This is a genomic window from Acinetobacter sp. 797_lipA (assembly GCF_058243025.1).
Genome location: NZ_JBZAYQ010000001.1, coordinates 799721 through 821431 on the forward strand (window position 1 = coordinate 799721; position 21711 = coordinate 821431).

Annotated in this window: 20 protein-coding genes; 18 read left to right on the top strand and 2 right to left on the bottom strand. The window is 43.9% G+C overall.

The window, feature by feature from the left end:
- Positions 1-404: 404 nt before the first annotated feature.
- Entirely contained in the window at positions 405-1121 is a 717-nt protein-coding gene (bfmR, locus tag AC4CU2_RS03840; RefSeq protein ID WP_004695375.1) for a response regulator transcription factor BfmR, read from the top strand.
- 36 nt (positions 1122-1157) lie between these two features.
- Positions 1158-2822 carry a sensor histidine kinase BfmS gene (bfmS, locus tag AC4CU2_RS03845; RefSeq protein ID WP_004695377.1) on the top strand — a complete coding sequence of 555 codons (1665 nt, stop codon included), beginning with the start codon at positions 1158-1160 and terminating at the stop codon, positions 2820-2822.
- Between the two features lie 49 nt (positions 2823-2871).
- Here the strand turns inward: bfmS and AC4CU2_RS03850 are convergent, their stop codons facing one another.
- Positions 2872-3228 carry a hypothetical protein gene (locus AC4CU2_RS03850; RefSeq protein WP_125274579.1) on the bottom strand — a complete coding sequence of 119 codons (357 nt, stop codon included), beginning with the start codon at positions 3226-3228 and terminating at the stop codon, positions 2872-2874.
- 491 nt (positions 3229-3719) lie between these two features.
- On the opposite strand from AC4CU2_RS03850, the gene AC4CU2_RS03855 reads away from it, so the two are divergent.
- From AC4CU2_RS03855 to AC4CU2_RS03930, 16 genes are all read left to right on the top strand, one after another.
- Positions 3720-4268 (top strand): NADH-quinone oxidoreductase subunit A, encoded by a 549-nt coding sequence (locus tag AC4CU2_RS03855; RefSeq protein WP_004695380.1) that lies wholly within the window; start codon positions 3720-3722, stop codon positions 4266-4268.
- Positions 4269-4274: 6 nt separating this feature from the next.
- Positions 4275-4952: a NuoB/complex I 20 kDa subunit family protein gene (locus AC4CU2_RS03860; RefSeq protein ID WP_004695382.1), complete on the top strand. Its 678-nt coding sequence runs from the start codon at positions 4275-4277 to the stop codon at positions 4950-4952.
- Positions 4953-5039: 87 nt separating this feature from the next.
- Complete coding sequence (nuoC, locus tag AC4CU2_RS03865) at positions 5040-6827, top strand: NADH-quinone oxidoreductase subunit C/D (protein WP_490768303.1); 1788 nt, start codon at positions 5040-5042, stop codon at positions 6825-6827.
- Between the two features lie 14 nt (positions 6828-6841).
- Positions 6842-7351, top strand: a complete 510-nt coding sequence (gene nuoE, locus AC4CU2_RS03870) for an NADH-quinone oxidoreductase subunit NuoE (RefSeq protein ID WP_004982912.1) — start codon at positions 6842-6844, stop codon at positions 7349-7351.
- Entirely contained in the window at positions 7348-8679 is a 1332-nt protein-coding gene (nuoF, locus tag AC4CU2_RS03875) for an NADH-quinone oxidoreductase subunit NuoF (protein ID WP_178928348.1), read from the top strand. Before nuoE ends, nuoF begins: the two co-directional genes overlap by 4 nt.
- Before the next feature lie 11 nt (positions 8680-8690).
- Complete coding sequence (nuoG, locus tag AC4CU2_RS03880; protein WP_490768304.1) at positions 8691-11372, top strand: NADH-quinone oxidoreductase subunit NuoG; 2682 nt, start codon at positions 8691-8693, stop codon at positions 11370-11372.
- Positions 11373-11375: 3 nt separating this feature from the next.
- On the top strand, positions 11376-12383 hold the full coding sequence (gene nuoH, locus AC4CU2_RS03885; RefSeq protein WP_004695391.1) for an NADH-quinone oxidoreductase subunit NuoH: 1008 nt from the start codon (positions 11376-11378) through the stop codon (positions 12381-12383).
- Positions 12384-12399: 16 nt separating this feature from the next.
- Positions 12400-12942, top strand: a complete 543-nt coding sequence (gene nuoI, locus AC4CU2_RS03890) for an NADH-quinone oxidoreductase subunit NuoI (RefSeq protein WP_004651038.1) — start codon at positions 12400-12402, stop codon at positions 12940-12942.
- The gene (nuoJ, locus tag AC4CU2_RS03895; RefSeq protein ID WP_171056751.1) at positions 12942-13460 is read left to right on the top strand and encodes an NADH-quinone oxidoreductase subunit J; all 519 of its coding nucleotides are present in this window, start codon (positions 12942-12944) and stop codon (positions 13458-13460) included. Before nuoI ends, nuoJ begins: the two co-directional genes overlap by 1 nt.
- The gene (gene nuoK / locus AC4CU2_RS03900; RefSeq protein ID WP_004695395.1) at positions 13460-13768 is read left to right on the top strand and encodes an NADH-quinone oxidoreductase subunit NuoK; all 309 of its coding nucleotides are present in this window, start codon (positions 13460-13462) and stop codon (positions 13766-13768) included. Before nuoJ ends, nuoK begins: the two co-directional genes overlap by 1 nt.
- Positions 13765-15654, top strand: a complete 1890-nt coding sequence (gene nuoL / locus AC4CU2_RS03905; RefSeq protein ID WP_005400345.1) for an NADH-quinone oxidoreductase subunit L — start codon at positions 13765-13767, stop codon at positions 15652-15654. Before nuoK ends, nuoL begins: the two co-directional genes overlap by 4 nt.
- Positions 15655-15661: 7 nt before the next feature.
- Positions 15662-17269: an NADH-quinone oxidoreductase subunit M gene (nuoM, locus tag AC4CU2_RS03910; protein ID WP_171455667.1), complete on the top strand. Its 1608-nt coding sequence runs from the start codon at positions 15662-15664 to the stop codon at positions 17267-17269.
- A gap of 3 nt (positions 17270-17272) precedes the next feature.
- Positions 17273-18769 carry an NADH-quinone oxidoreductase subunit NuoN gene (gene nuoN, locus AC4CU2_RS03915; protein ID WP_005400347.1) on the top strand — a complete coding sequence of 499 codons (1497 nt, stop codon included), beginning with the start codon at positions 17273-17275 and terminating at the stop codon, positions 18767-18769.
- Between the two features lie 122 nt (positions 18770-18891).
- Positions 18892-19527 (top strand): uracil phosphoribosyltransferase, encoded by a 636-nt coding sequence (gene upp, locus AC4CU2_RS03920; RefSeq protein ID WP_058870138.1) that lies wholly within the window; start codon positions 18892-18894, stop codon positions 19525-19527.
- A gap of 81 nt (positions 19528-19608) precedes the next feature.
- Complete coding sequence (locus tag AC4CU2_RS03925; protein WP_004695403.1) at positions 19609-19902, top strand: cold shock domain-containing protein; 294 nt, start codon at positions 19609-19611, stop codon at positions 19900-19902.
- 121 nt (positions 19903-20023) lie between these two features.
- Positions 20024-20755, top strand: a complete 732-nt coding sequence (locus AC4CU2_RS03930; protein WP_490768305.1) for a cold shock domain-containing protein — start codon at positions 20024-20026, stop codon at positions 20753-20755.
- Positions 20756-20785: 30 nt separating this feature from the next.
- On the opposite strand, the gene gigC is transcribed toward AC4CU2_RS03930, so the two are convergent.
- Positions 20786-21664 carry a LysR family transcriptional regulator GigC gene (gene gigC, locus AC4CU2_RS03935; RefSeq protein WP_004695408.1) on the bottom strand — a complete coding sequence of 293 codons (879 nt, stop codon included), beginning with the start codon at positions 21662-21664 and terminating at the stop codon, positions 20786-20788.
- Positions 21665-21711 lie beyond the last annotated feature (47 nt).

Sequence of the window (21711 nt, forward strand, 5' to 3'; positions counted from 1 at the left end):
CGAAAAGATCTCAAAAAGATCCCTTTTTTATGATTCTTGTATTAAGCCTTATTAGACAAGGCGATAGCATAACAAAGCTCGGTTTAAGTGCTTATAGATAACATTGTGGATAAGTTCAAAACAGACGAATGAGTGAGTTATAAACTGTTCAAACAGTGACTTGGTATGAAAAATCGCCATTTTGTAAAGAAACGTTTCTTTTGCTTTGGTTGGATATACAGCAAACGCGAGAAAGCGCTCATTTGGAGGCTAAAAAAATGTATAACAAAATGCTACTTTGATGTATCAGTTTGGTGAACAAGATCTTGTTTACAATGTAAACGTGTGTATATTGCAAAATATATCAGAGCGTATCCCTTGGATTTTAAAGGATACGTTAAGTTGTCAAAATAAAGGGGCACTCCATGAGCCAAGAAGAAAAGTTACCAAAAATTTTAATCGTAGAAGACGATGAGCGCCTAGCTCGCTTAACTCAAGAATACCTGATCCGTAATGGTCTTGAGGTTGGGGTAGAACCCGATGGTAACCGTGCCATTCGCCGTATTATTGCAGAACAACCCGATATGGTGGTGTTGGATGTGATGCTTCCAGGTGCAGATGGTTTAACCATTTGCCGTGAAGTTCGTCCACATTATCACCAACCGATTTTGATGTTGACTGCACGTACCGAAGATATGGATCAAGTGCTTGGTCTAGAAATGGGTGCAGATGACTATGTGGCAAAACCAGTTCAGCCCCGTGTTTTACTTGCACGTATTCGTGCCTTATTACGTCGTACTGACAAAGCACCTGAAGATGAAGTTGCGCAACGTATCGAATTTGATGATCTGGTGATCGATAACGGTGGTCGTTCAGTGACTTTAAATGGTGAGTTGGTTGACTTTACCAGCGCTGAATATGATTTATTGTGGTTGTTGGCTTCAAATGCAGGCCGCATTCTTTCTCGCGAAGACATTTTCGAACGCTTACGTGGTATCGAATATGACGGTCAAGACCGTTCAATTGATGTGCGTATTTCGCGTATTCGTCCAAAAATTGGTGATGATCCTGAAAATCCAAAACGTATTAAAACGGTACGTAGTAAAGGCTACTTATTTGTAAAAGAAACCAATGGTCTTTAAGCCGTTTATTTGATTCGTTAAAACGGGACATTTTTAGTGTTCAAACACAGTATATTCTTGCGTATCTATGCTGGGCTGGTAGTGCTGGTCGCTATTGTTGCCCTCATGGGATATTTGCTTGTACAAATTATTAACTATCAGCGAGTGCAAGAATATCGCGAGTCTTTGACGGACGGGATTTCCTTTATTATTAGTGAGGGTGTATCCCGTCAGACCAATGCACAGCAAAAAGCAGACTGGATTTCAGATGCTTCAGATTTGCTTGAACTGCCGATTAATATGATCCCAGCCGATAAAGTGGATTTGAGTCGTGCAGAGTTAAAGCGGATCAGTGAGCGTAAAGCGGCTGTGCGTTATGATGCGCAAACGCAAGTGGCGTACCTGATCATTGGTCTAAAAGATGATCCGAATCATTTACTGTATATTAAAGTAGATAAAATTGGTGAGCTGCAAATGAAAGCACTCCCGATTTTTATCCTAGATTATCTGGTGTATTACCCAGGCCAAGAAGAAGAGTACTTGGAAAAAGTACAGAAACATTTCTCTTATCCTGTACAAATTGAAGAAGTACAAAATCTGGCTTTAGAGTCGGAGCAGATAGGGCGGTTGCGTTTAGATCATAGCGTGATCTTATATCGTGATAGTGCTTCTGTGCGTGGCACCACCATTTCTATTGTGTCTCCACCTTTACCAAGTTCACCAAGCAAGGTTTTGGTATTGGGGCCTGTGCCTATTTTCAACTGGATGCCGTTTCAGCTCGCAGCAGGGATTACCTTGTTGAGCCTGTTTGTACTCAGTTTGGGGGTGTATGGCTTGCTTGTACCGATGCAGCGTAAACTGCGTGAGGTCAATTATGGTTTAAACCGTATGAAAGCAGGTGATATGACCCTACGTTTGCCTGTCGACGGCACGGATGAAATGGCCAGTCTAGCCAATAGCTATAACAGCATGTCAGACCATATTCAGCGACTTATCGAGGCGCAGCGTGAACTGATGCGCGCGGTATCACATGAACTTCGGACACCAGTTGCTCGTATTCGCTTTGGCATGGAAATGCTAGCGGAAGAAGACGATTATGAATACCGTCTTCAGCAAGTCGATATGATTGATAAAGACATTGAGGCCTTAAATACCCTCATTGATGAAATCATGACCTACGCAAAGTTAGAGCAGGGCACACCATCACTCGATATTGAAAACATTGTATTGTTTGAAGTCTTAGATCAGGTGGTGGTTGAGACGGAAGCCTTAAAAACCCAGAAAGAAATTCATTTAAATGCTCCTCCTTTAACCTTAAAAGTTGAAGCTGAACGTCGTTATTTACACCGCGTGGTGCAGAACTTGGTTGGTAATGCGGTTCGTTATGGCGACCATCAGGTGCTGGTCAGTGGTGGTATTAATGACAGCGGTATGGCCTATGTTTGTGTTGAAGATGATGGGCCTGGTATTCCAGAAGACGAGCGAGAGCGCGTTTTTGAAGCCTTTGCACGTTTGGATGATAGCCGGACTCGAGCATCGGGTGGCTATGGTTTGGGTTTGTCGATTGTGAGCCGAATTGCCTATTGGTTTGGTGGTAGCGTTAAAGTGGATCAAAGCCCAAGTCTCGGTGGTGCACGTTTTACCATGACATGGCCGGCACACCACTTTAGTAAGTCTAAAAAGAAATATAGTGTCAAAGATAATACAGACTCAAAAAGTTAAGCATTAAAAAGCACCGAAATTCGGTGCTTTTTTATTTTTTCATGCTGACTTATTCTTGGATGCTAGCATCGGGAGAAATAATCTGCTTGCCTTGTTTTAGGCTTTCAAGCGCATCTGCATTAAAGTCAATCAATAACGAGTTGTTTTGGGTGTCTATGCCATAACGGCTAATGAGCTTCTGATCACCATTAATTGTTTCAATTTTATATTCATCCGCAATATTCATAATGCCATCAAGGTTGGTGGTGGCTGAAGCTTTGTCTTGGCGAAAAAGTTCATAAATGTCGCGTAAATCAAAGATGGCATTGTTGGCATCGGGGTGTTTACGAACATAAGTTTCAACATGGCGAATAAGCAACTGGGCAAATAAAAAATAGTTAGGTTTATGGGTGAATTCCAGACTCATGTGGTGCTCCTTATTCTTTGTTGTTGGTTGTCTATATCAATAGCACAAGAAAAAGCCAAGTGCATTAATTGATTGGAGTGATTTGCAAAAAAATACAAAAAATATGAGTGACTTAATCTACTTTTGTACTTTTAAAATAAGCAAAATGCTGCGGTTGATGAGCTGAGTTTTTTAAACCGCTGATTGTGTGATTGTTATCGAAATAAGGCTGAAAAATGCTTTATAGGCTTTGTTTGAATGTTAAAATTTGGAAAAATAATAGAATAGTAGTGTTTTATTAGATAAAGCGATTGGTTTCGAAATAAAAGGGCTTTCATCGAAAAAATCTCAAAAAACGAAGAGAAATCATCCTAAAGACGAAGGTCTATAAGCTAGCAACTTACGTCAGCAATCGGGTACAATTGGCGGGATTAATTTTGTGTTTGGTGTATTTGAAGGCCAATACATGCATTCTTTGTTAATAAATTAGGCCTGCCAGGAGTTATCCCCGCATGAGTGCCATTACTCCATACGAATGGGCAATTATTGCCTTCGTGATCGGCGTTACATTTCTTTGCGTCTTTATGCTCACTGTCCCATTACTCCTTGGGGGTAAGTCATGGGGCCGTGCAAAGCAAGAGCAATTTGAATCAGGTGTGGTTGGTGCTGGTGGCGCACGTATCCGCCTGTCAGCAAAGTTCTATTTGGTTGCAATCTTCTTCGTCGTATTCGACTTAGAGGCGCTTTACCTTTACGCATGGGCTACATCGGTTCGTGAAGTGGGTTGGGTGGGTTTCACCACTGCAGCAGTATTTATTTTAGTTTTACTCGTTGGTTTGGTTTATGAGTTGTCTACTGGTGCGCTTAACTGGTCGCCTTCTGACAAACGTAAAGCAGCAGGGATTAAACCTAAAGTTGGTTCTCCAAATATGAATCTTGCAGAAATCACTCGCTTTAATTCAATTGAAGAGTTGGTTATGGACCCTACAGGTCAAATCCCAGCTCAATCATCTGGTCGTGTGAAAGATAAGTCACCGGCTAAATCGTCTGATAAGGAGTAACTCGGGATGAAATATACATTAACCCGTGCGAATCCGGATGCTGATCAATATCCACTTCAAGAGCGTCAAATCGTAACGGATCCGCTTGAAGAAGAAGTGAATAAAAATGTGTTCATGACTCGTTTAGAGGACGTGGCACATACAGCAGTGAACTGGGGTCGTAAGAACTCAGTTTGGCCGTTTAACTTTGGTACATCTTGCTGCTACGTAGAGTATGCAACGACTTTAACAGGCGTGCATGACTTGTCGCGTTTCGGTGCCGAAGTAATCCGTGCTTCACCTCGTCAGGCTGACTTGATGATTGTTGCAGGTACATGTTTCGTCAAAATGGCTCCAGTTATTCAACGTTTATATGAACAAATGTTGGAACCGAAGTGGGTTATTTCAATGGGCGCATGTGCAAACTCTGGTGGTATGTACGACATTTATTCAGTTGTACAAGGTGTGGATAAAATCATCCCTGTCGATGTATATATCCCAGGTTGCCCACCACGTCCTGAAGCTTTAATTCAGGCATTGATGTTATTGCAAGACCAGATTCAACTTGAGCGCCGACCACTTTCTGCGGTTATTGGTGATGATCTTAAGCCAGTGTATAAGCCAAAGATGATGCCAGAACGTGACCGTAAAAATGCAGAGCGTATTGCGGTGAAAAACCTGCGCTCAATGGATGAAATTAAATAATCTTTACGATGAAATATTGATACACCCGGTCTGGGTGTAATTGTCGTTTTGATTGACTGAATTTGTATTAAATAGGAAGCCAAGCCAATGGCTGAAACTGACATTGCTATGCCAGAATCAACGCCTGTTGATTCACGCCCTGCATTTGCAATTGTAGAAGAGCTCAAAACCAAGTTTGGTGAGAACTTCTACGTGCAAACGACTTTTGAAGACTTTCCAACAGTCTGGGTTGAGCGCGCACGTGTACAAGAAGTTTTAATGTTCTTGCGCACAGTGTCACGTCCATACGTGATGCTATTTGACTTGTCTGCGGTAGATGAACGTTTACGTACGCACCGCGACGGTTTGCCTGCGTCTGACTTTACTGTGTTCTATCACTTATTATCGCTTGAGCGTAATAGTGATATTCGTATCAAAGTTGCATTGAATGAAAATGATGTAAATCTTCCAACTGCAACCAACATTTGGCCAAATGCCAATTGGTACGAACGTGAAGCTTACGATATGTTCGGGATCAATTTCGAAGGGCATCCAATGCTCCGTCGTATTTTGTTGCCAACCTATTGGGAAGGTCACCCTCTTCGTAAAGAATATTCTGCACGTGCTACTGAATATACACCGTATATGCAGAACCAAGCGAAGCAGGATTACGAACAGGAACACCTTCGTTTCGTACCTGAAGATTGGGGTATGAAGCGCGGTAATGACGACGAAGACTTCATGTTCTTGAACTTAGGTCCGAACCACCCATCTGCGCACGGTGCTTTCCGTGTAATCTTGCAGTTGGATGGTGAAGAAGTGAAAGACTGTGTGCCTGATATCGGTTATCACCACCGTGGTGTGGAAAAGATGGCTGAACGTCAAACTTGGCATTCATTCATTCCTTATACCGACCGTGTGGACTATTTGGGTGGTTGTGCGCAAAACATGCCTTATGTGATGGGTGTGGAGCAAATGGCGGGTATTACTGTACCTGACCGCGCGCAATGTATCCGTGTCATGATGTCTGAATTGTTCCGTATCAATAACCACTTATTGTATATCGGTACTGCGATTCAAGATGCCGGCGGTATGACGCCAGTCTTCTACATGTTTGCGGATCGTCAAAAAATCTATGACGCGATTGAAGCGATCACGGGTTATCGTATGCACCCAGCATGGTTCCGTATTGGTGGTACAGCGCATGACTTGCCAAACAACTGGCAGCATCTGATTCGTGAAATCCTAGATTGGATGCCGAAGCGTATGAACGAATACTACACAGCAGCGCTTAAAAACTCTGTATTTGTAGGTCGTACGCGTAACGTAGCTCAATATGACGCGAAATCTGCGTTGGCTTGGGGTGTAACTGGTACTGGTCTACGTGCAACAGGTATTGACTTCGACGTTCGTAAATATCGCCCATACAGTGGCTATGAAAACTACGACTTCGATGTGCCACTTGAGTACGAAGGCGATGCGTATGCGCGTGTTCTTGTTCACTTCCGTGAAATTGAAGAATCACTCAAAATCGTGAAGCAATGTTTAGACAACATGCCTTCTGGTGCATACAAAGCAGATCATCCATTGGCTGTTCCACCACCAAAAGACAAGACTTTACAAGATATTGAAACCTTGATTACGCACTTCTTAAGCGTATCTTGGGGTCCTGTAATGCCTGCAGGTGAAGCATCTGTAATGGCGGAAGTGGTCAAAGGTGCGTCGAACTACTACTTGACTTCAGACAAGTCAACGATGAGTTATCGTACCCGTATTCGTACACCGACTTTCACGCATTTACAGCAAATGCCTTCTGTGATTAATGGCAGTCTGGTATCTGACTTGATCATTTATTTAGCGACAATTGACGTCGTTATGGCTGACGTGGATCGCTAAGGGGTAAACGCATTATGATGATTTTGACTGATAAAAAGCCACGCGTGAATGTTGAAGGGATTTTGACTGCGGACGAAATCCACGAAATAGAACATCACATTGGTCACTACCCGTACCCACGAGCAGCATCTTTGGATGCTTTGAAGTGTGTACAACGCCGTAATGGTTGGGTAGATGACGCGCAGCTAAACGCCATTGCTCAGTTATTGACAATCAGTGTTGCTGATTTGGAAGGTGTTGCAACTTTCTATAACCGTATTTACCGTCAACCCGTGGGTCGTAACGTCATTTTACTTTGTGACTCGATTGCATGTTTCTTGATGGGTGCGGAAACTTTAGCAGAAGCTTTTCAGCGCGAGTTAGGCATTCAGTTTGGTCAAACGACTGCTGATGGCCGTTTTACTTTGCTGCCGATTTGCTGCTTAGGTAACTGTGACAAAGGCCCAACCTTAATGGTGAATGAAGACACTCACGGTTTGGTTGAAGTTTCTTCAGTGAAACAGTTATTGGAGAAGTATGTATGAATACCGAACCAAAACCAATTTATGGCGAAGGTAACCCAGAAACGCATCCATTAACTTGGCGTTTGAGTAAACAAGAGCACGTTCGTAATGCAGATGATTACGAAGCGCTTGAAGGTTACGCGGGTCTGAAAAAAGCAATCACCATGCCGCCGAAAGATGTGCTTGAAGTGATTAAAGCTGCGACCGTAAAAGGCCGTGGTGGTGCGGGCTTCCCAGCAGGGATCAAATGGTCTTTGATGGCGCCAAATGACAACTCAGGGCCACGTTACCTGATTTGTAATGCCGATGAGATGGAACCAGGGACCTTTAAAGACCGTTTGTTGATGGAAAAACTTCCTCACCAATTGATCGAAGGGATGTTGATTGCAGCGTATACGCTAGAAGCAACTCATGGTTATATCTTCATTCGTGGTGAGTACATTGAAGCAGCTGCTTACTTAAATGAAGCGCTTGAGCAAGTTCGTGCCAAAGGCTACTTGGGTGAAAACATCCTTGGAACTGGCTGGAGCTTCGAGTTGCATGTGCACACGGGTGCGGGTCGTTATATCTGTGGTGAAGAAACTGCATTGATTAACTCGCTTGAAGGTCGCCGTGCAAACCCACGTACGAAACCACCATTCCCGCAAGTTGCAGGTGCTTGGGGTCGTCCTACCATTGTTAACAACGTAGAGACCTACAATAACTTACCAGCAATCATGTTACGTGGTCCTGAATGGTATATCGGCTTATCTGCGGGTAAATCGAAAGATCCAGGCACAAAAATTTATGGTGCATCTGGCAAGGTGAAATTCCCTGGTCTTTGGGAACTTCCATTTGGTACAACTGCGCGTGAAGTCATTGAAGACTATGCGGGCGGTATGCGTGATGGCTTGAAGCTTAAAGCATGGTTACCGGGTGGTGCGTCTACAGACTTCTTGGCTGCTGAACACATTGATCTACCGATGGATGCTGAGAGCATCATGAAAGCAGGTTCACGTTTAGGTACGTGTTTGCTGATGGTGGTGGATGAAACGCAATGTATGGTTTCAGCGACACGTAACTTAGAAGAATTCTTTGCACGTGAGTCATGTGGTTTCTGTACGCCTTGTCGTGATGGTTTACCGTGGGCGGTGAAAGCACTGAAAGCATTGGAAGATGGTACAGGTAAGAAAGAAGATATCGATCACTTACAAGAACTTACTCGTAAGCTTTGGATTGGTAAGACTTTCTGTGCGCATGCTCCAGGTGCAATGGAACCGTTGATGGGTGCACTCAAATATTTCCGTGGCGAGTTTGAAGCAAAAGTAGTGAATGCTGCTGCGCAAACTAGCAACGTAGAACAAGCTTAAGGAATTCGACTATGGCTACAATTCATGTCGATGGCAAATCGTACGAAGTCAATGGCTCAGAGAACTTGCTGCAAGCATGTTTGTCTTTGGGTATTGATATCCCGTACTTTTGTTGGCATCCATCCTTAGGTTCTGTCGGTTCTTGCCGTCAATGTGCCGTGACTCAATACGCGAATCCTGAAGATACGCGTGGTCGTTTAGTCATGTCATGTATGACGCCTGCATCTGACAATACCTACATCTCGATTGAAGACAAAGAAGCGAAAGACTTCCGTGCGTCAATTGTTGAGTTCTTGATGACGAATCACCCACACGACTGTCCAGTCTGTGAAGAAGGTGGGCACTGTCATTTACAAGATATGACCGTGATGACTCAACACGACCGTCGTCGTTACCGTTTCACTAAACGTACACACTACAACCAAGAGCTGGGCTCATTCATTTCACACGAAATGAACCGTTGTATCGCATGTTACCGTTGTGTTCGTTACTACAACGACTATGCGGGTGGTACTGACTTTGGTGTGTATGCAAGCGCGTCACGTGTTTACTTTGGTCGTCCTGAGTCAGGCACTTTAGAGTCTGAATTCTCGGGTAACTTAACTGAAGTATGTCCTACAGGTGTATTCACTGACAAAACTCACTCAGAACGTTATAACCGTAAGTGGGACATGCAGTATGCGCCAAGCGTATGTCAAGGCTGTTCTTCGGGTTGTAACATTTCTCCGGGTGAGCGTTATGGCGAACTTCGTCGTGTCGAAAACCGTTTTAACGGCGAAGTAAACCAATACTTCTTGTGTGATAAAGGTCGTTTTGGTACAGGTTATGTGAACCGTGCAGATCGTCCACGTCAACCGCAGTTCCGTGATGGTGCTGAAGTCACTACAGTTTCTGTAGATCAGGCATTAGATACCGTGATTGCAAATATCCAAGGCAAAAAAGTTTTGGGTATTGGTTCTCCACGAGCATCACTTGAGTCAAACTTCGCGCTTCGCGAATTAGTTGGTCAAGAGAACTATTCAACAGGTATGTCTCAAAAAGAGCAAAACTTGGTTGAATTGGCTGCATCGATTATGCAAACCGAAGGTGTATATAACCCGGGTATGCGTGAAATCGAAAGCTATGATGCTGTGCTTATTTTGGGTGAAGACTTAACGCAAACTGCGCCACGTATGGCGTTGTCTGTTCGTCAAGCGGCGAAAAACAAAGCCAAAGAAATGGCTGCGGAACGTCGTACGCAAGACTGGTTAGCAGAACCGTTACAACGTATTGCTCAAGATGCGAAATCACCGATTTTCATCCTCGCTGCAACGCAAACACGCTTAGCTGATGTTGCTGTAGGTGAAGTGGTTGCTTCTCCAAACGACATCGCTCGTTTAGGTTTTGCCGTTGCTGCTGCTGTGAAGGGTGATGCAATTCTTGGTCTAGCAGACGATGCGAAAGCATTTGCTCAGAACATTGCAGATACACTGAAAGCGGCGAAGAAACCGCTGATCATTTCAGGTACAAGTTTACAAGACGCATCCATCATGGAAGCTGCTGCACAAGTTGCGCAAAACCTTGGTGGAAATGCTGGCTTAACCTTGACGGTTCCTGAAGTGAACTCTATGGGCTTAGCAATCTTCGGTGGTCAAAGCTTAGAACAAGCGTTTGCGCAAGACTATGACACGGTTGTGATCGTTGAAAATGATCTATTCCGTCGTTTGCCAGCGGTACAAGTTGAAGCAGCACTTTCTGGTAAAGACGTGATTGTTTTAGATCACTCTGAAACTGAAACTGTGAAGAAAGCAGATATCGTACTTTCTGCTGCGTCATTTGCTGAAGGTGATGGTACGGTTGTCTCTCAAGAAGGCCGTGCACAACGTTTCTACCAAGTGTATGACCCGAGCTACTACAAACCTGAACTGGCGATTAAAGAATCTTGGCGCTGGTTACATGCCATTGAAACAGGCGCAAAAGGTAAAGCGATTTCTTGGACCTTGCTTGATGACGTGATTGAGTCAGTTGCGAAAAACGTACCTGCACTTGCTGCGATTCAAGATGTGGCTCCAGATGCGGGCTTCCGTGTCCATGGTTTGAAAGTTGCGCGTGAACCGCGTCGTTACTCTGGTCGTACCTCTATGCGTGCACCATTGAACGTGCATGAACCGAAACAACCGACAGATATCGACTCGGCATTAACATTCTCTATGGAAGGTTATGTTGGGAACCAGACGCCGTCTCCACTGGTACCATTTGCATGGTCAGCAGGTTGGAACTCACCGCAAGCTTGGAATAAATTCCAAGATAACGTGGGTGGTCACTTAAAAGGTGGTGATTCGGGTGTGCGTTTATTCGATCGTTTAGCGAAGCGCCCAGCACGTACTTTCGTTGCTCCAGCGGTTGTGGTTGCAAACCCTGAAAGCTTCCGTTTAGTGCCGATGCATCACATTTTTGCTTCTGGTGAATTTACTGTGAAAACACCTGCGATGGAATCGCGTATTCCTGAAGCGGTCTTTGCAGTGGGTGAGCAAGATGCAACTCGTTTGAATGTTCAAGATGGTCAAAAAATCACTGTGAAATCAGGTGAGACTTCGATCGTACTTCCAGTTCAAGTGATTGATTATTTACCTACAGGTTATATTGGTTATCCAGTTGGTCTTGCACCTACGGTTTCACTTGCTGAGCCTGTATCAGTCGCGGTAGGAGCGTAATTCATGCAACAAGAATTAATCCGTCAAACGCCGCTTTGGGCTGAGAACTGGCCAATTGCCTACTCAGTCATTCAAGCGATTGTGATTTTACTCGTTGTAGTACTCATCGCTGCGTTGATGTCTTTTATTGAGCGTCGTTTACTGGGCTTATGGCAAGACCGTTATGGTCCGAACCGTGTAGGTCCTGGGGGGATGTTCCAGATCGTTGCCGACATGTTGAAAATCATGTTCAAAGAAGACTGGACACCAAAGTTTGCTGACAAATTGACTTTCCGTTTAGCTCCTGCTGTTGCCATGGCAACAGCGGTGATGTCGTTCATGGTTATTCCTGTATCACCATACTTAGGTGTTGCAGACATGAGCATCGGTCTATTGTTCTTTATGGCAATGGCAGGTATTGCCGTCTATGCCGTATTGTTTGGTGGTTGGTCATCAAACAATAAATATGCATTGCTTGGTGGTCTACGTTCTGCAGCTCAAACCATTTCGTATGAAGTGTTCTTGGGTATTTCACTGATGGGTGTGGTTGCAATTGCAGGCTCATTCAACATGCGTGAAATTGTAGAAGCACAAAAAGATGTATGGTTTGTCATTCCACAGTTCTTAGGTTTCTTAATCTTCGTGGTTGCAGGTGTTGCGGTAACTCACCGTCACCCATTTGACCAACCAGAAGCAGAACAAGAATTGGCGGAAGGTTACCACGTCGAGTACGGCGGTATGAAATGGGGGATGTTCTTCGTTGCGGAATACGTCAACGTAGTTCTGATCTCTGCATTGATCGTCACGCTATTCTTCGGTGGTTGGTTAGCGCCATTTAACATCGATATTCCGTTCATTCCACCAGTATTCTGGTTCATTATCAAAACAGCATTCTTTGTGATGATGTTTGTCTTGGCTCGTGGTTCACTTATGCGTCCGCGTTATGACCAAGTGATGAACTTTGGTTGGAAGATTTGCTTACCATTAGCGTTAGTTAACTTATTAGTTACTGGCGCAGTGATTCTGTGGTAAGGGCAGGGAGAATAAAATGTATAAAATTCTAGCTGGGTTCGGGTCAATCGTACGTTCACTGTGGATGGTTTTCTCACACGTGACACGCAAACGTGACACCATTCTTTACCCAGAAGTGCCAGCCGAACAAATTGTTCCACCACGTTTCCGTGGTCGTATCGTGTTAACACGTGACCCAGATGGTGAAGAACGTTGTGTTGCGTGTAACTTATGTGCAGTTGCATGTCCTGTTGGCTGTATTTCACTACAAAAAGCAGAAAAAGAAGATGGTCGTTGGTATCCGGAGTTTTTCCGTATCAACTTCTCACGTTGTATTTTCTGCGGTATGTGTGAAGAAGCATGTCCGACGACTGCAATTCAAATGACTCCAGATTTCGAGTTGGGTGAATACGTTCGTCAAGACTTGGTGTATGAGAAAGAAAACTTACTCATTTCAGGTCCTGGTAAATACCCAGACTACAACTTCTACCGTGTAACAGGTATGGCTGTAACTGGAAAAGACAAAGGTCAAGCGCAGCGTGAAAGCGCACCAGTTGATGTACGGAGCTTATTACCATGATGTGGCCATTTTATTTGATGGCACTTGTGGCCATCGTTTCTACGATTCGTGTTGTGACCAACGCGAATCCTGTACACGCTTTATTAAGCTTGATCGTGTCACTTTTGGCAGTTGCAGGTATGTTTATGATCGTGGGTGCGCCATTTGCTGGCGCGCTTGAGATCATCGTCTATGCCGGCGCGATCATGGTGTTATTCGTATTCGTAGTGATGATGTTAAACCTTGGTCAACACACCGTTGAACAAGAACGTAAATGGTTAACATCGTCTGCTTGGGCATATCCAGCACTCATGAGCTTCTTAATGGGCTTGGTGTTGGTGTGGATGCTCGGCTCTGACTACACAGCGGCGGGCCCTGTTATGGGTACTGAAGTTGTGGGTCCAAAAGTCGTTGGCCAAGCACTCTTTACTCACTATTTATTATTGGTTGAAGTTGCTGCCATGTTATTGCTTGCTGCGTTGGTTGCAGCATTCCATCTTGGCAAACGTGAACCAGGTGCAGAAGAGGACAAACAATAATGGGCAACATCCCTTTAGAACATGGTTTGATTGTTGCAACCATTCTTTTTGCACTGGGTTTTTACGGTGTGATGGTGCGACGCAATCTATTATTTATGTTAATGAGCCTTGAAATCATGATGAACGCAGCTGCGCTTGCGTTTGTTTTGGCTGGTAGTGCATGGGTACAACCAGACGGACAAATCATGTTTATTCTGATCTTAACGCTTGCTGCGGCAGAGGCTTGTATTGGTCTTGCGATCGTCCTTCAGTTCTACCATCGCTTCCATCACTTGGATGTGGATGCTGCTAGTGAGATGCGCGGATGAGTTTTTTATATTTAACAGTATTATTCCCGCTCATTGGTTTTGTCCTTTTAGCGGCAGGTCGCAACAAGCTTCCTGAAAATGTCGCTGCAATTATTGGTGTAGGAGCGGTTGGCCTTTCTGCATTGGTTGCTTTGATCGCTGGTCTAGACTTTGTTAATAACGGCAAAGTGACTTATGTTCAACATCTTTGGACATGGTTCAATGTAGGCAATCTAAGCCCAGGCATTAGCTTACATCTTGACGGTTTATCACTGCTCATGATGGGTATGGTGACAGGTGTGGGTTTCCTGATTCACATCTTTGCATCATGGTATATGCGTGGTGAAGAAGACTTCGCGCGTTTCTTCTCTTATTTCAACTTGTTCGTTGCCAGCATGTTGCTGCTCGTATTAGGCGATAACTTAGCGTTATTGTTCTTAGGTTGGGAAGGCGTAGGTCTATGCTCTTACTTGCTGATTGGTTACTACTACCAAAATCCTGCAAATGGTTTTGCAGCAATTAAAGCATTCACCGTAACACGTGTCGGTGACGTTTTCTTACTGATCGCTTTGTTCTTAATTTACCAACAGTTCGGTACTTTAAACATTGCTGAAGTGGTTGCCGCTGCACCAACAGTGATGACACAAAGTTCATCTTTAACCATTTGGACAGCACTGATGTTGTTCTTGGGTGCTGCAGGTAAATCTGCACAGATCCCATTACAAACATGGTTGGCCGATGCAATGGCAGGTCCTACTCCTGTATCTGCATTGATCCACGCTGCAACGATGGTAACTGCAGGTGTTTACCTGTGCTGCCGTATGTACACCGTGTTTGAAATGGCCCCTGAAGTGATGATGTTTATCTCAATCACTGGTGCGGTAACGTTGTTGGTGGCTGGTTTTGCTGCATTGGTTCAAACCGACATCAAACGTATTTTGGCTTACTCAACGATGAGTCAGCTGGGTTATATGTTTATGGCTGTGGGTGCTGAAGCTTACCAAGCAGGCCTGTTCCACATGCTGACTCACGCATTCTTCAAGGCATTATTGTTCTTGTCTTCAGGTGCAGTGATTTTGGCTTACCACCACGAACAAAACATCTTCAAGATGGGCGGTTTGTTCTACAAGAACAAATTCCTATTTGCTTGTTTCGCCATTGGTGGCGGTGCATTGGCCGCGATTCCATACTTCACCGTGGGCTTCTTCTCGAAAGACGCGATCTTGGGCGCAGTTTGGGTACAAGGCGAATCAATCGCAGTATATAACTCATTGTATTGGGTGGGTGTAGCTGGTGCTTTCTTAACGTCGATTTACACATTCCGCCTCATTTGGGTTGTGTTCTTTGGTAAAGAAAATACGCCGTATCATGCGATTAAAGGCATTACCTTCTGGGGTCCTTTGGCGATTCTTGCTGTACTTTCAACTTTCGTCGGTGCGGCACTTAAAGCACCTGTGGAAAGCATTTTAAATGCAGCAAAAATTCCAGCATTTGTGATTCCTGAAGCTTTAGAACATGGCATGCATAGCGCTGAATGGACTGCTGTAGGTATTGCATTGGTTGGTTTAGTGATTGGTGTGGTCTTATTCGCGTTTGCTTATAGCGCAGTGAAAGGCTTTGCTAAAACGTCATTGGGTGCAGGTCTTGCAAACATTTGCCGTAATGCACTGGGCTTCGATGCGCTGTATGACATCGTTTTTGTGAAACCATATTTGCTTATTGCGAAGATTTTAGGTCGTGATCCAATTGATCGTTTGTGGTTAGTCTTGCCTGCACTTGTAAAAGGCGGTCACAGCTTCACAAGTTCACGTCAGACGGGTTCATTGCGTGATTACGCATCAAGCATGGCATTAGGTATCTTTGTATTGCTAATGGTCTTGATCGTAACTCAGATCGTGGGGAAATAAGATGGAAATCACAAACAACTGGATTCTACCCGCGCTGATCTTAGTTCCGTTCATTGCAGGTTTTATTTGTTGGTTAGTCGACAAACTCGACGACAAACTGCCGCGTTATATTGCGCTGATTGGTATGCTCATTACTTTGGGCTTAACATTTGCGCTGTGGCAAACAGGTACATTTAACTACGAACTTGGCGCGAAAGTGCCATCGTGGTCTGCTGAATTCATGTTGCCATGGATTCAAACTTTAGGCATTAACATCCATTTAGCGGTGGATGGCCTATCTCTATTAATGGTGGGCTTAACGGCACTTTTAGGTGTATTAGCTGTCGGCTGTTCTTGGGGTGAAATTCAAAAGAATGTTGGTTTCTTCCACTTAAACCTTTTATGGTCTTTGGGTGGTGTGATCGGTGTATTCTTAGCGATTGACATGTTCTTGTTCTTCTTCTTCTGGGAGATGATGCTTGTACCTATCTACTTCTTGATCGCGCTTTGGGGTCATAAAGGGGCAGAAGGTAAATCACGTGTTTACGCTGCAACCAAATTCTTTATCTATACGCAAGTCGCTGGTCTTATCATGCTCATCGGTATCCTAGGCCTTGTGGTTTACGGTTACATGATGACGGGTATGATCGGTTTTGATTACAACTATTTATTAGCTGTAGCCAATACTTTAGACAAAGAATTACCTGCTGTTGCTTTTGCATTCATGCTGTGTTTATTCGTCGGTTTTGCGGTAAAACTTCCAGTTTTCCCATTACATGGCTGGTTACCAGATGCGCATGCGCAAGCACCTACAGCAGGTTCGGTTGACCTTGCAGGTATCTTAATTAAGACCGCTGCATATGGTTTACTACGTTTTGTGATTCCATTCTTCCCAGCGGCTTCTGCACAGTTTGCAGACATCGCGATCATTTTCGGTTTAATCGGTATCTTCTACGGTGCTTGGTGTGCTTTCCAGCAAACCGATATGAAACGTTTACTTGCGTATACGTCAATTTCACATATGGGCTTTGTTTTACTTGCGATTTACGCAGGTAACATTTTAACCTTCCAAGGTTTGATGATCATGATGTTGGCACATGGCCTATCATCTGCTGCATTGTTCATTATGTGTGGTCAAGTGTACGAGCGTGTTCATACGCGCGATATGCGTTTGATGGGCGGTATGCGTGGTCAGTTCCCATATCTTGCATTCTTCCTCATGTTCTTCGTGGCGGCGCTTGTAGGTATTCCGGGTCTAGGTAACTTCATTGGTGAGTTCCTGATCTTGATGGGTTCTTATGCAAAATTCCCAGTGTTTACTATTCTTGCAGCAGTAAGCTTAGTATTTGCAGGTCTTTATGGCTTGATTCTGATCCACAAAGCGTTGTTTGGTACGCCAAACGAAGAACAACAGCAGCACTACAACAACCCATTGAAAGACTTAAATGCGCGTGAAGTAGTGATCTTGTTAATCTGTGCTTTCGGTCTGTTATGGCTTGGTCTGTACCCACAAAGCTTCCTTGATATTTCAAATTCAAGCATGGCGTGGTTAGCGAACAGCTACATTCCTGTACAAGAAGTAGTTGACGTTGCGAGTCAAGCAACTGTTCAACTCGAAAATGTGGAGATGCAATAAGTCATGAACTTCACAATGTCATTTTCTGAGCTTATGCCTTTAGCTCCGGTGATGATCGTTGCTTTAACAACGATTGTCGTGATGATTCTTACTGCAATTAAGCGTAACCATAACTTAATTGCGACAGCATCAGTGGTGGGCTTAAACCTTGCAGCAGCATATGTACTATTCACAATGTTCGGTGGTGCTTTTAAACCTGCGAACGTGATGGGTATGTTCATGGTGGATGCATTCACCTTGCTGTACCAAGTAATTATTCTAATTGCTGCTTTGGCATGCTGTACTCTGTCGCATGCTTATATTGAAAGCTATAAAGATAACCGTGAAGAATTGTATATCTTAATGTTGTCATCTGTGACTGGTGCAATGTTAATGGTGGCAAGTTCTCACTATGCATCGTTCTTCATTAGCCTTGAGTTGATGTCGATTCCTGTATATGGCTTATTGGCATATACACACCAACGCTCTAAGTCTTTAGAAGCGGGGGTGAAGTACTTGGTGCTTTCAGCAACAGCTTCGGCAATGTTGTTGATGGGTATGGCTTACATCTACGCATACACAGGTTCAATGTCGTTCTATGACAATGTTCAAGCGTTAATGCAAAATATCCAACAGCCAATGGTACTTTTAGGTTTAGGTCTGATTGTTTTTGCTGTGGCATTCAAACTGTCTTTAGCGCCATTCCACAAATGGACGCCAGACGTTTATGCAGGTGCCCCAACTCCGATCGCAACATTCCTTGCTACAGCTGCAAAAGTAGCGACGATTGGTCTGTTTGTACGTTACATCCTTACTTCAGGTGCGATCCTTGTTGACTCAATCGTGACGATCTTAACCGTGATTGCGGTGTTATCGATCTTGGTGGGTAACTTCCTTGCAGTGAAACAAGTGAACTTGAAACGTATCTTGGCATACTCTTCAATTGCGCACTTTGGTTACTTGTTGATTGGTTTAATCAGCATGACCTATGCAAGCCTTGGTAACGTATCGGTCTATGTGATCACTTATGTGTTAACTACGATTGGTGCGTTCGGTGCGGTTGCATTGATGTCTAGTCCATACAACAACGTAGACGAAGCAGAAAGCTTAGCGGACTACCGTGGTCTATTCTGGCGTCGTCCAGTCTTGACTGCCGTATTAACCGTGATGATGCTATCGCTTGCGGGTATTCCTTTGACAGCGGGCTTCATTGGTAAGTTCCTTGTGGTCATGGCTGCGGTAACGACTCAACATTGGTTCCTTGCTGCGATGATCATCGTTGGTTCTGGTATTGGTCTGTACTACTATCTCCGTGTGATGGTTGTCATGTACATGACACCACCAGATGCACCTCGTGTAGACGCTGTGGATCATTGGGGTCAAAAAGTCGGTGGTATTATGGTGCTTTTAGCTGCGGCAGCAGTGCTTGTGATTGGTATCTATCCAGATCCAATTATCAAGTTAGCACTCCAGTCAGAGATTCTATCTCCAATCCACTTTATGCTTTCTCAACAGCACTAATTTTTAAAAACGTTTCGTTTTAACAAAAAAGCCTCCATCAATTGGGGGCTTTTTTGTTTTTATCGCACGATAAAAAGCTTTATAATGTAAGGAATTTTATTTTACCTTTTAGGTGCTCTCCCGTGGCTATCCATGAAATTCGTCATCCACTGATTCGTCATAAGCTTGGTCTTCTTCGTCGTGCCGATATCAGCACTAAAAACTTCCGTGAGCTGGCTCAAGAAGTGACCATGCTGTTGACCTATGAAGCGACCAAAGATTTACCTGTTTGCGACCATGAAATTGATGGTTGGAATGGTAAAGTAACGGTAGATCGCATTGTGGGTAAAAAAATCACGGTTGTGCCAATTTTACGTGCGGGTATTGGCATGTTGGATGGTTTTTTAAACCTGATCCCAAGTGCCAAAGTGTCTGTACTGGGTTTAGAGCGTGATGAAGAAACGCTTGAAGCACGTACTTATTACAAAAAATTAGTTCCAGATGTACAAAACCGTTTAGCGATGATCATCGATCCGATGCTTGCCACAGGTTCTTCATTGGTTGCTGCGATTGATGTATTGAAGGCAAGTGGCTGTAAAGACATCCGTGTGATGGTGTTGGTTGCGGCGCCTGAAGGTATTAAACGTGTTTTGGATGCGCATCCAGATGTCACTATTTTCACGGCTTCAATTGACCAAGGCTTAAATGCCAATGGTTATATCGTGCCGGGTCTAGGCGATGCGGGCGACAAAATCTTTGGTTCAGTTCAAAAAGATTAAGATTAAGCCCCAGCAAAAAGAGGCTTTTATAGCCTCTTTTTTATATACTACAACAAAGCGTGTACATATTAGGATCTGTTTATGAAGGCCGAGCAATATCAAGGAAAAGTTAAGCAATATAACGCTGACAAAGGTTTTGGCTTTATTTCCTCACCTGAAGGCGAAGTATTTTTTCATATCTCGGATTTTCCTGCAGACTCAGGTGAGCCGAAACGCAATGAACGCGTGAAGTTTAATGTGGTTGAAAATGGCGATCGCTATAAAGCAATTAAAATTGAGCGGGTTGAAGACAACTCTGCCAAAGCCAAGAAGTCGAAAGTCTCAAGCCATAATAAATCGATCACCACAGACTTATTGTCTAATTTTAGACGCTAAGTCAGCGTTGATTCAGAGTTCAATCGTGCAAAGATTAATCTTTGCATTTTGAAGCAAAGAGGCTTTTTAGCCTCTTTTTTATTGATTACAATACGAAAAATACAATTGAATAGAGCAGATTATGTTTCTGAAAGGGAAAATCAAAAGCTTTAGTACCTCACGTGGTTTTGGTTTCATTGAGGTGGAAGGGGATATTGATGATGTGTTTTTTCATATCAAAGATTTGCCACAGAACAACATTGAACCTAAGATTGGTGAAGCACTTCAGTTTATGATTGTAGAAGACCAAGGCAAGTTTAAGGCTGGCAATATCCAGCGGCTTGGTCTGTCCTCAGAAAGCAAAGCAGCGAGATCATCAAATAAGAAAAAAGTACGTACCCAAGCCTCACCACGTTACCATGAGGCAGGGCATAAAAGTACTATCATCACCGTGATTGGCATCATTATCGTCGCGATATTGGGCTTTTTGACCTATGGGAAATATCAAAGTTATAGTGCAGAAAAACAGCGTAAAGCTGAACAGTTGATGCTCGAGCAGCAACAGATTGTAGAAGAACAGCGTAAAGCTTTAGGAAAGTTGCCTGATCAAATCTTATCTGAGCAAGGGAAGCGTAATTTAGATGCAGGTCTGCATCAGACCAATCAACCACGCTCTGAACGCGTGACGGAAAGTATTGATAAACAAAATGGTCGTTTACCTGTTAGTACAGGGCAGTTTAAATGCGATGGACGGATCCATTGCTCCCAAATGCGTTCCTATGAGGAAGCGGTTTACTTCTTAAGGAACTGTCCAAATACTAAAATGGATGGGAACAATGATGGTGAACCTTGTGAGCACCAATTTGGGAAATAAAAAAAGCACCCTCGGGTGCTTTTTGCTTACTTATTTTTCGCAGAATTTCATAAAGGCTTTGAGTCCTGGGCCTTGGTACTTCTGACGATGCACCAACATGAACAGTGGACGCGTTAGAGACCAGAACGGAGTATCAAGTACCACCAACTGGCCTTTTTCGCGCAAAGGTTCCGTTGCCAGTTTTGAAATACATGACATCCCTAAACCACCCGCCACGATTTTTAAAATCGCTTCATTATGACCCAAGGTCAGACGGATATTGGCATCAGGCAAGTCTTTTAAAATAGCGTTATCAAACACTTCACGCGTACCTGAACCTTCTTCACGCAAGATCCACTCGACCGATTTAAAGTCTTCAGGCGTTAATGTACGATTTAACTGTGCCAAAGGATGTTCTGGTGCACAGCAGACCGCTAATTCATCGTCACGCCAGTGAATACATTGCAGTTGCGGCAAGTGACAAGAGCCTTCAATCAAGGCTAAATCTAGTTGGAACTGATTCACCGCCTCAATCATTTGACGGGTATTACCAACTTGCAGCTGTAAATGGGCTTGAGGTTGAATTTGTAAGAAGTCAGCCATCAGGTCAGGCATGAGGTAGTCACTGATGGTCAGGGTTGCCCCCAAACGCAAATCAATGCTTTGTAACTCACCTTTAGCGGCTTGCTCGAAAGCATCACAGCGACCCAAAATTTCTAAAGCTTGTGGCAGCAGGAAACGACCCAGATCATTGAGCTGAAGACGCTTACCTAGACGGTCAAACAGAGGAGCTCCCAAACCGTCTTCTAGATCTGCTAAAGCCATACTCGCAGCACTCTGGGTGAGTCGAACCGCATCACTGGCTTTGGTTACTGTGCCTTCTTGAGCAACTGCTACAAAAACCGCCAACTGGCGTAAAGTCATGCGCATGAATATAGCCTTAACATTTAAAAAATATTAACAAATTATGTGGTCAT

Bases quoted from the DNA above. Each gene is read 5' to 3' on its own strand.
- AC4CU2_RS03925 (WP_004695403.1), top strand. From the start codon at position 19,609: ATGAAGGCCGAGCAATATCAAGGAAAAGTTAAGCAATATAACGCTGAC.
- nuoL (WP_005400345.1), top strand. From the start codon at position 13,765: ATGAGTTTTTTATATTTAACAGTATTATTCCCGCTCATTGGTTTTGTC.
- nuoF (WP_178928348.1), top strand. From the start codon at position 7,348: ATGAATACCGAACCAAAACCAATTTATGGCGAAGGTAACCCAGAAACG.
- nuoE (WP_004982912.1), top strand. From the start codon at position 6,842: ATGATGATTTTGACTGATAAAAAGCCACGCGTGAATGTTGAAGGGATT.
- nuoN (WP_005400347.1), top strand. From the start codon at position 17,273: ATGAACTTCACAATGTCATTTTCTGAGCTTATGCCTTTAGCTCCGGTG.
- AC4CU2_RS03850 (WP_125274579.1), bottom strand. From the start codon at position 3,228: ATGAGTCTGGAATTCACCCATAAACCTAACTATTTTTTATTTGCCCAG.
- nuoJ (WP_171056751.1), top strand. From the start codon at position 12,942: ATGTGGCCATTTTATTTGATGGCACTTGTGGCCATCGTTTCTACGATT.
- gigC (WP_004695408.1), bottom strand. From the start codon at position 21,664: ATGCGCATGACTTTACGCCAGTTGGCGGTTTTTGTAGCAGTTGCTCAA.
- nuoK (WP_004695395.1), top strand. From the start codon at position 13,460: ATGGGCAACATCCCTTTAGAACATGGTTTGATTGTTGCAACCATTCTT.
- AC4CU2_RS03930 (WP_490768305.1), top strand. From the start codon at position 20,024: ATGTTTCTGAAAGGGAAAATCAAAAGCTTTAGTACCTCACGTGGTTTT.
- nuoH (WP_004695391.1), top strand. From the start codon at position 11,376: ATGCAACAAGAATTAATCCGTCAAACGCCGCTTTGGGCTGAGAACTGG.
- bfmR (WP_004695375.1), top strand. From the start codon at position 405: ATGAGCCAAGAAGAAAAGTTACCAAAAATTTTAATCGTAGAAGACGAT.
- nuoI (WP_004651038.1), top strand. From the start codon at position 12,400: ATGTATAAAATTCTAGCTGGGTTCGGGTCAATCGTACGTTCACTGTGG.
- nuoG (WP_490768304.1), top strand. From the start codon at position 8,691: ATGGCTACAATTCATGTCGATGGCAAATCGTACGAAGTCAATGGCTCA.
- AC4CU2_RS03855 (WP_004695380.1), top strand. From the start codon at position 3,720: ATGAGTGCCATTACTCCATACGAATGGGCAATTATTGCCTTCGTGATC.
- nuoC (WP_490768303.1), top strand. From the start codon at position 5,040: ATGGCTGAAACTGACATTGCTATGCCAGAATCAACGCCTGTTGATTCA.
- AC4CU2_RS03860 (WP_004695382.1), top strand. From the start codon at position 4,275: ATGAAATATACATTAACCCGTGCGAATCCGGATGCTGATCAATATCCA.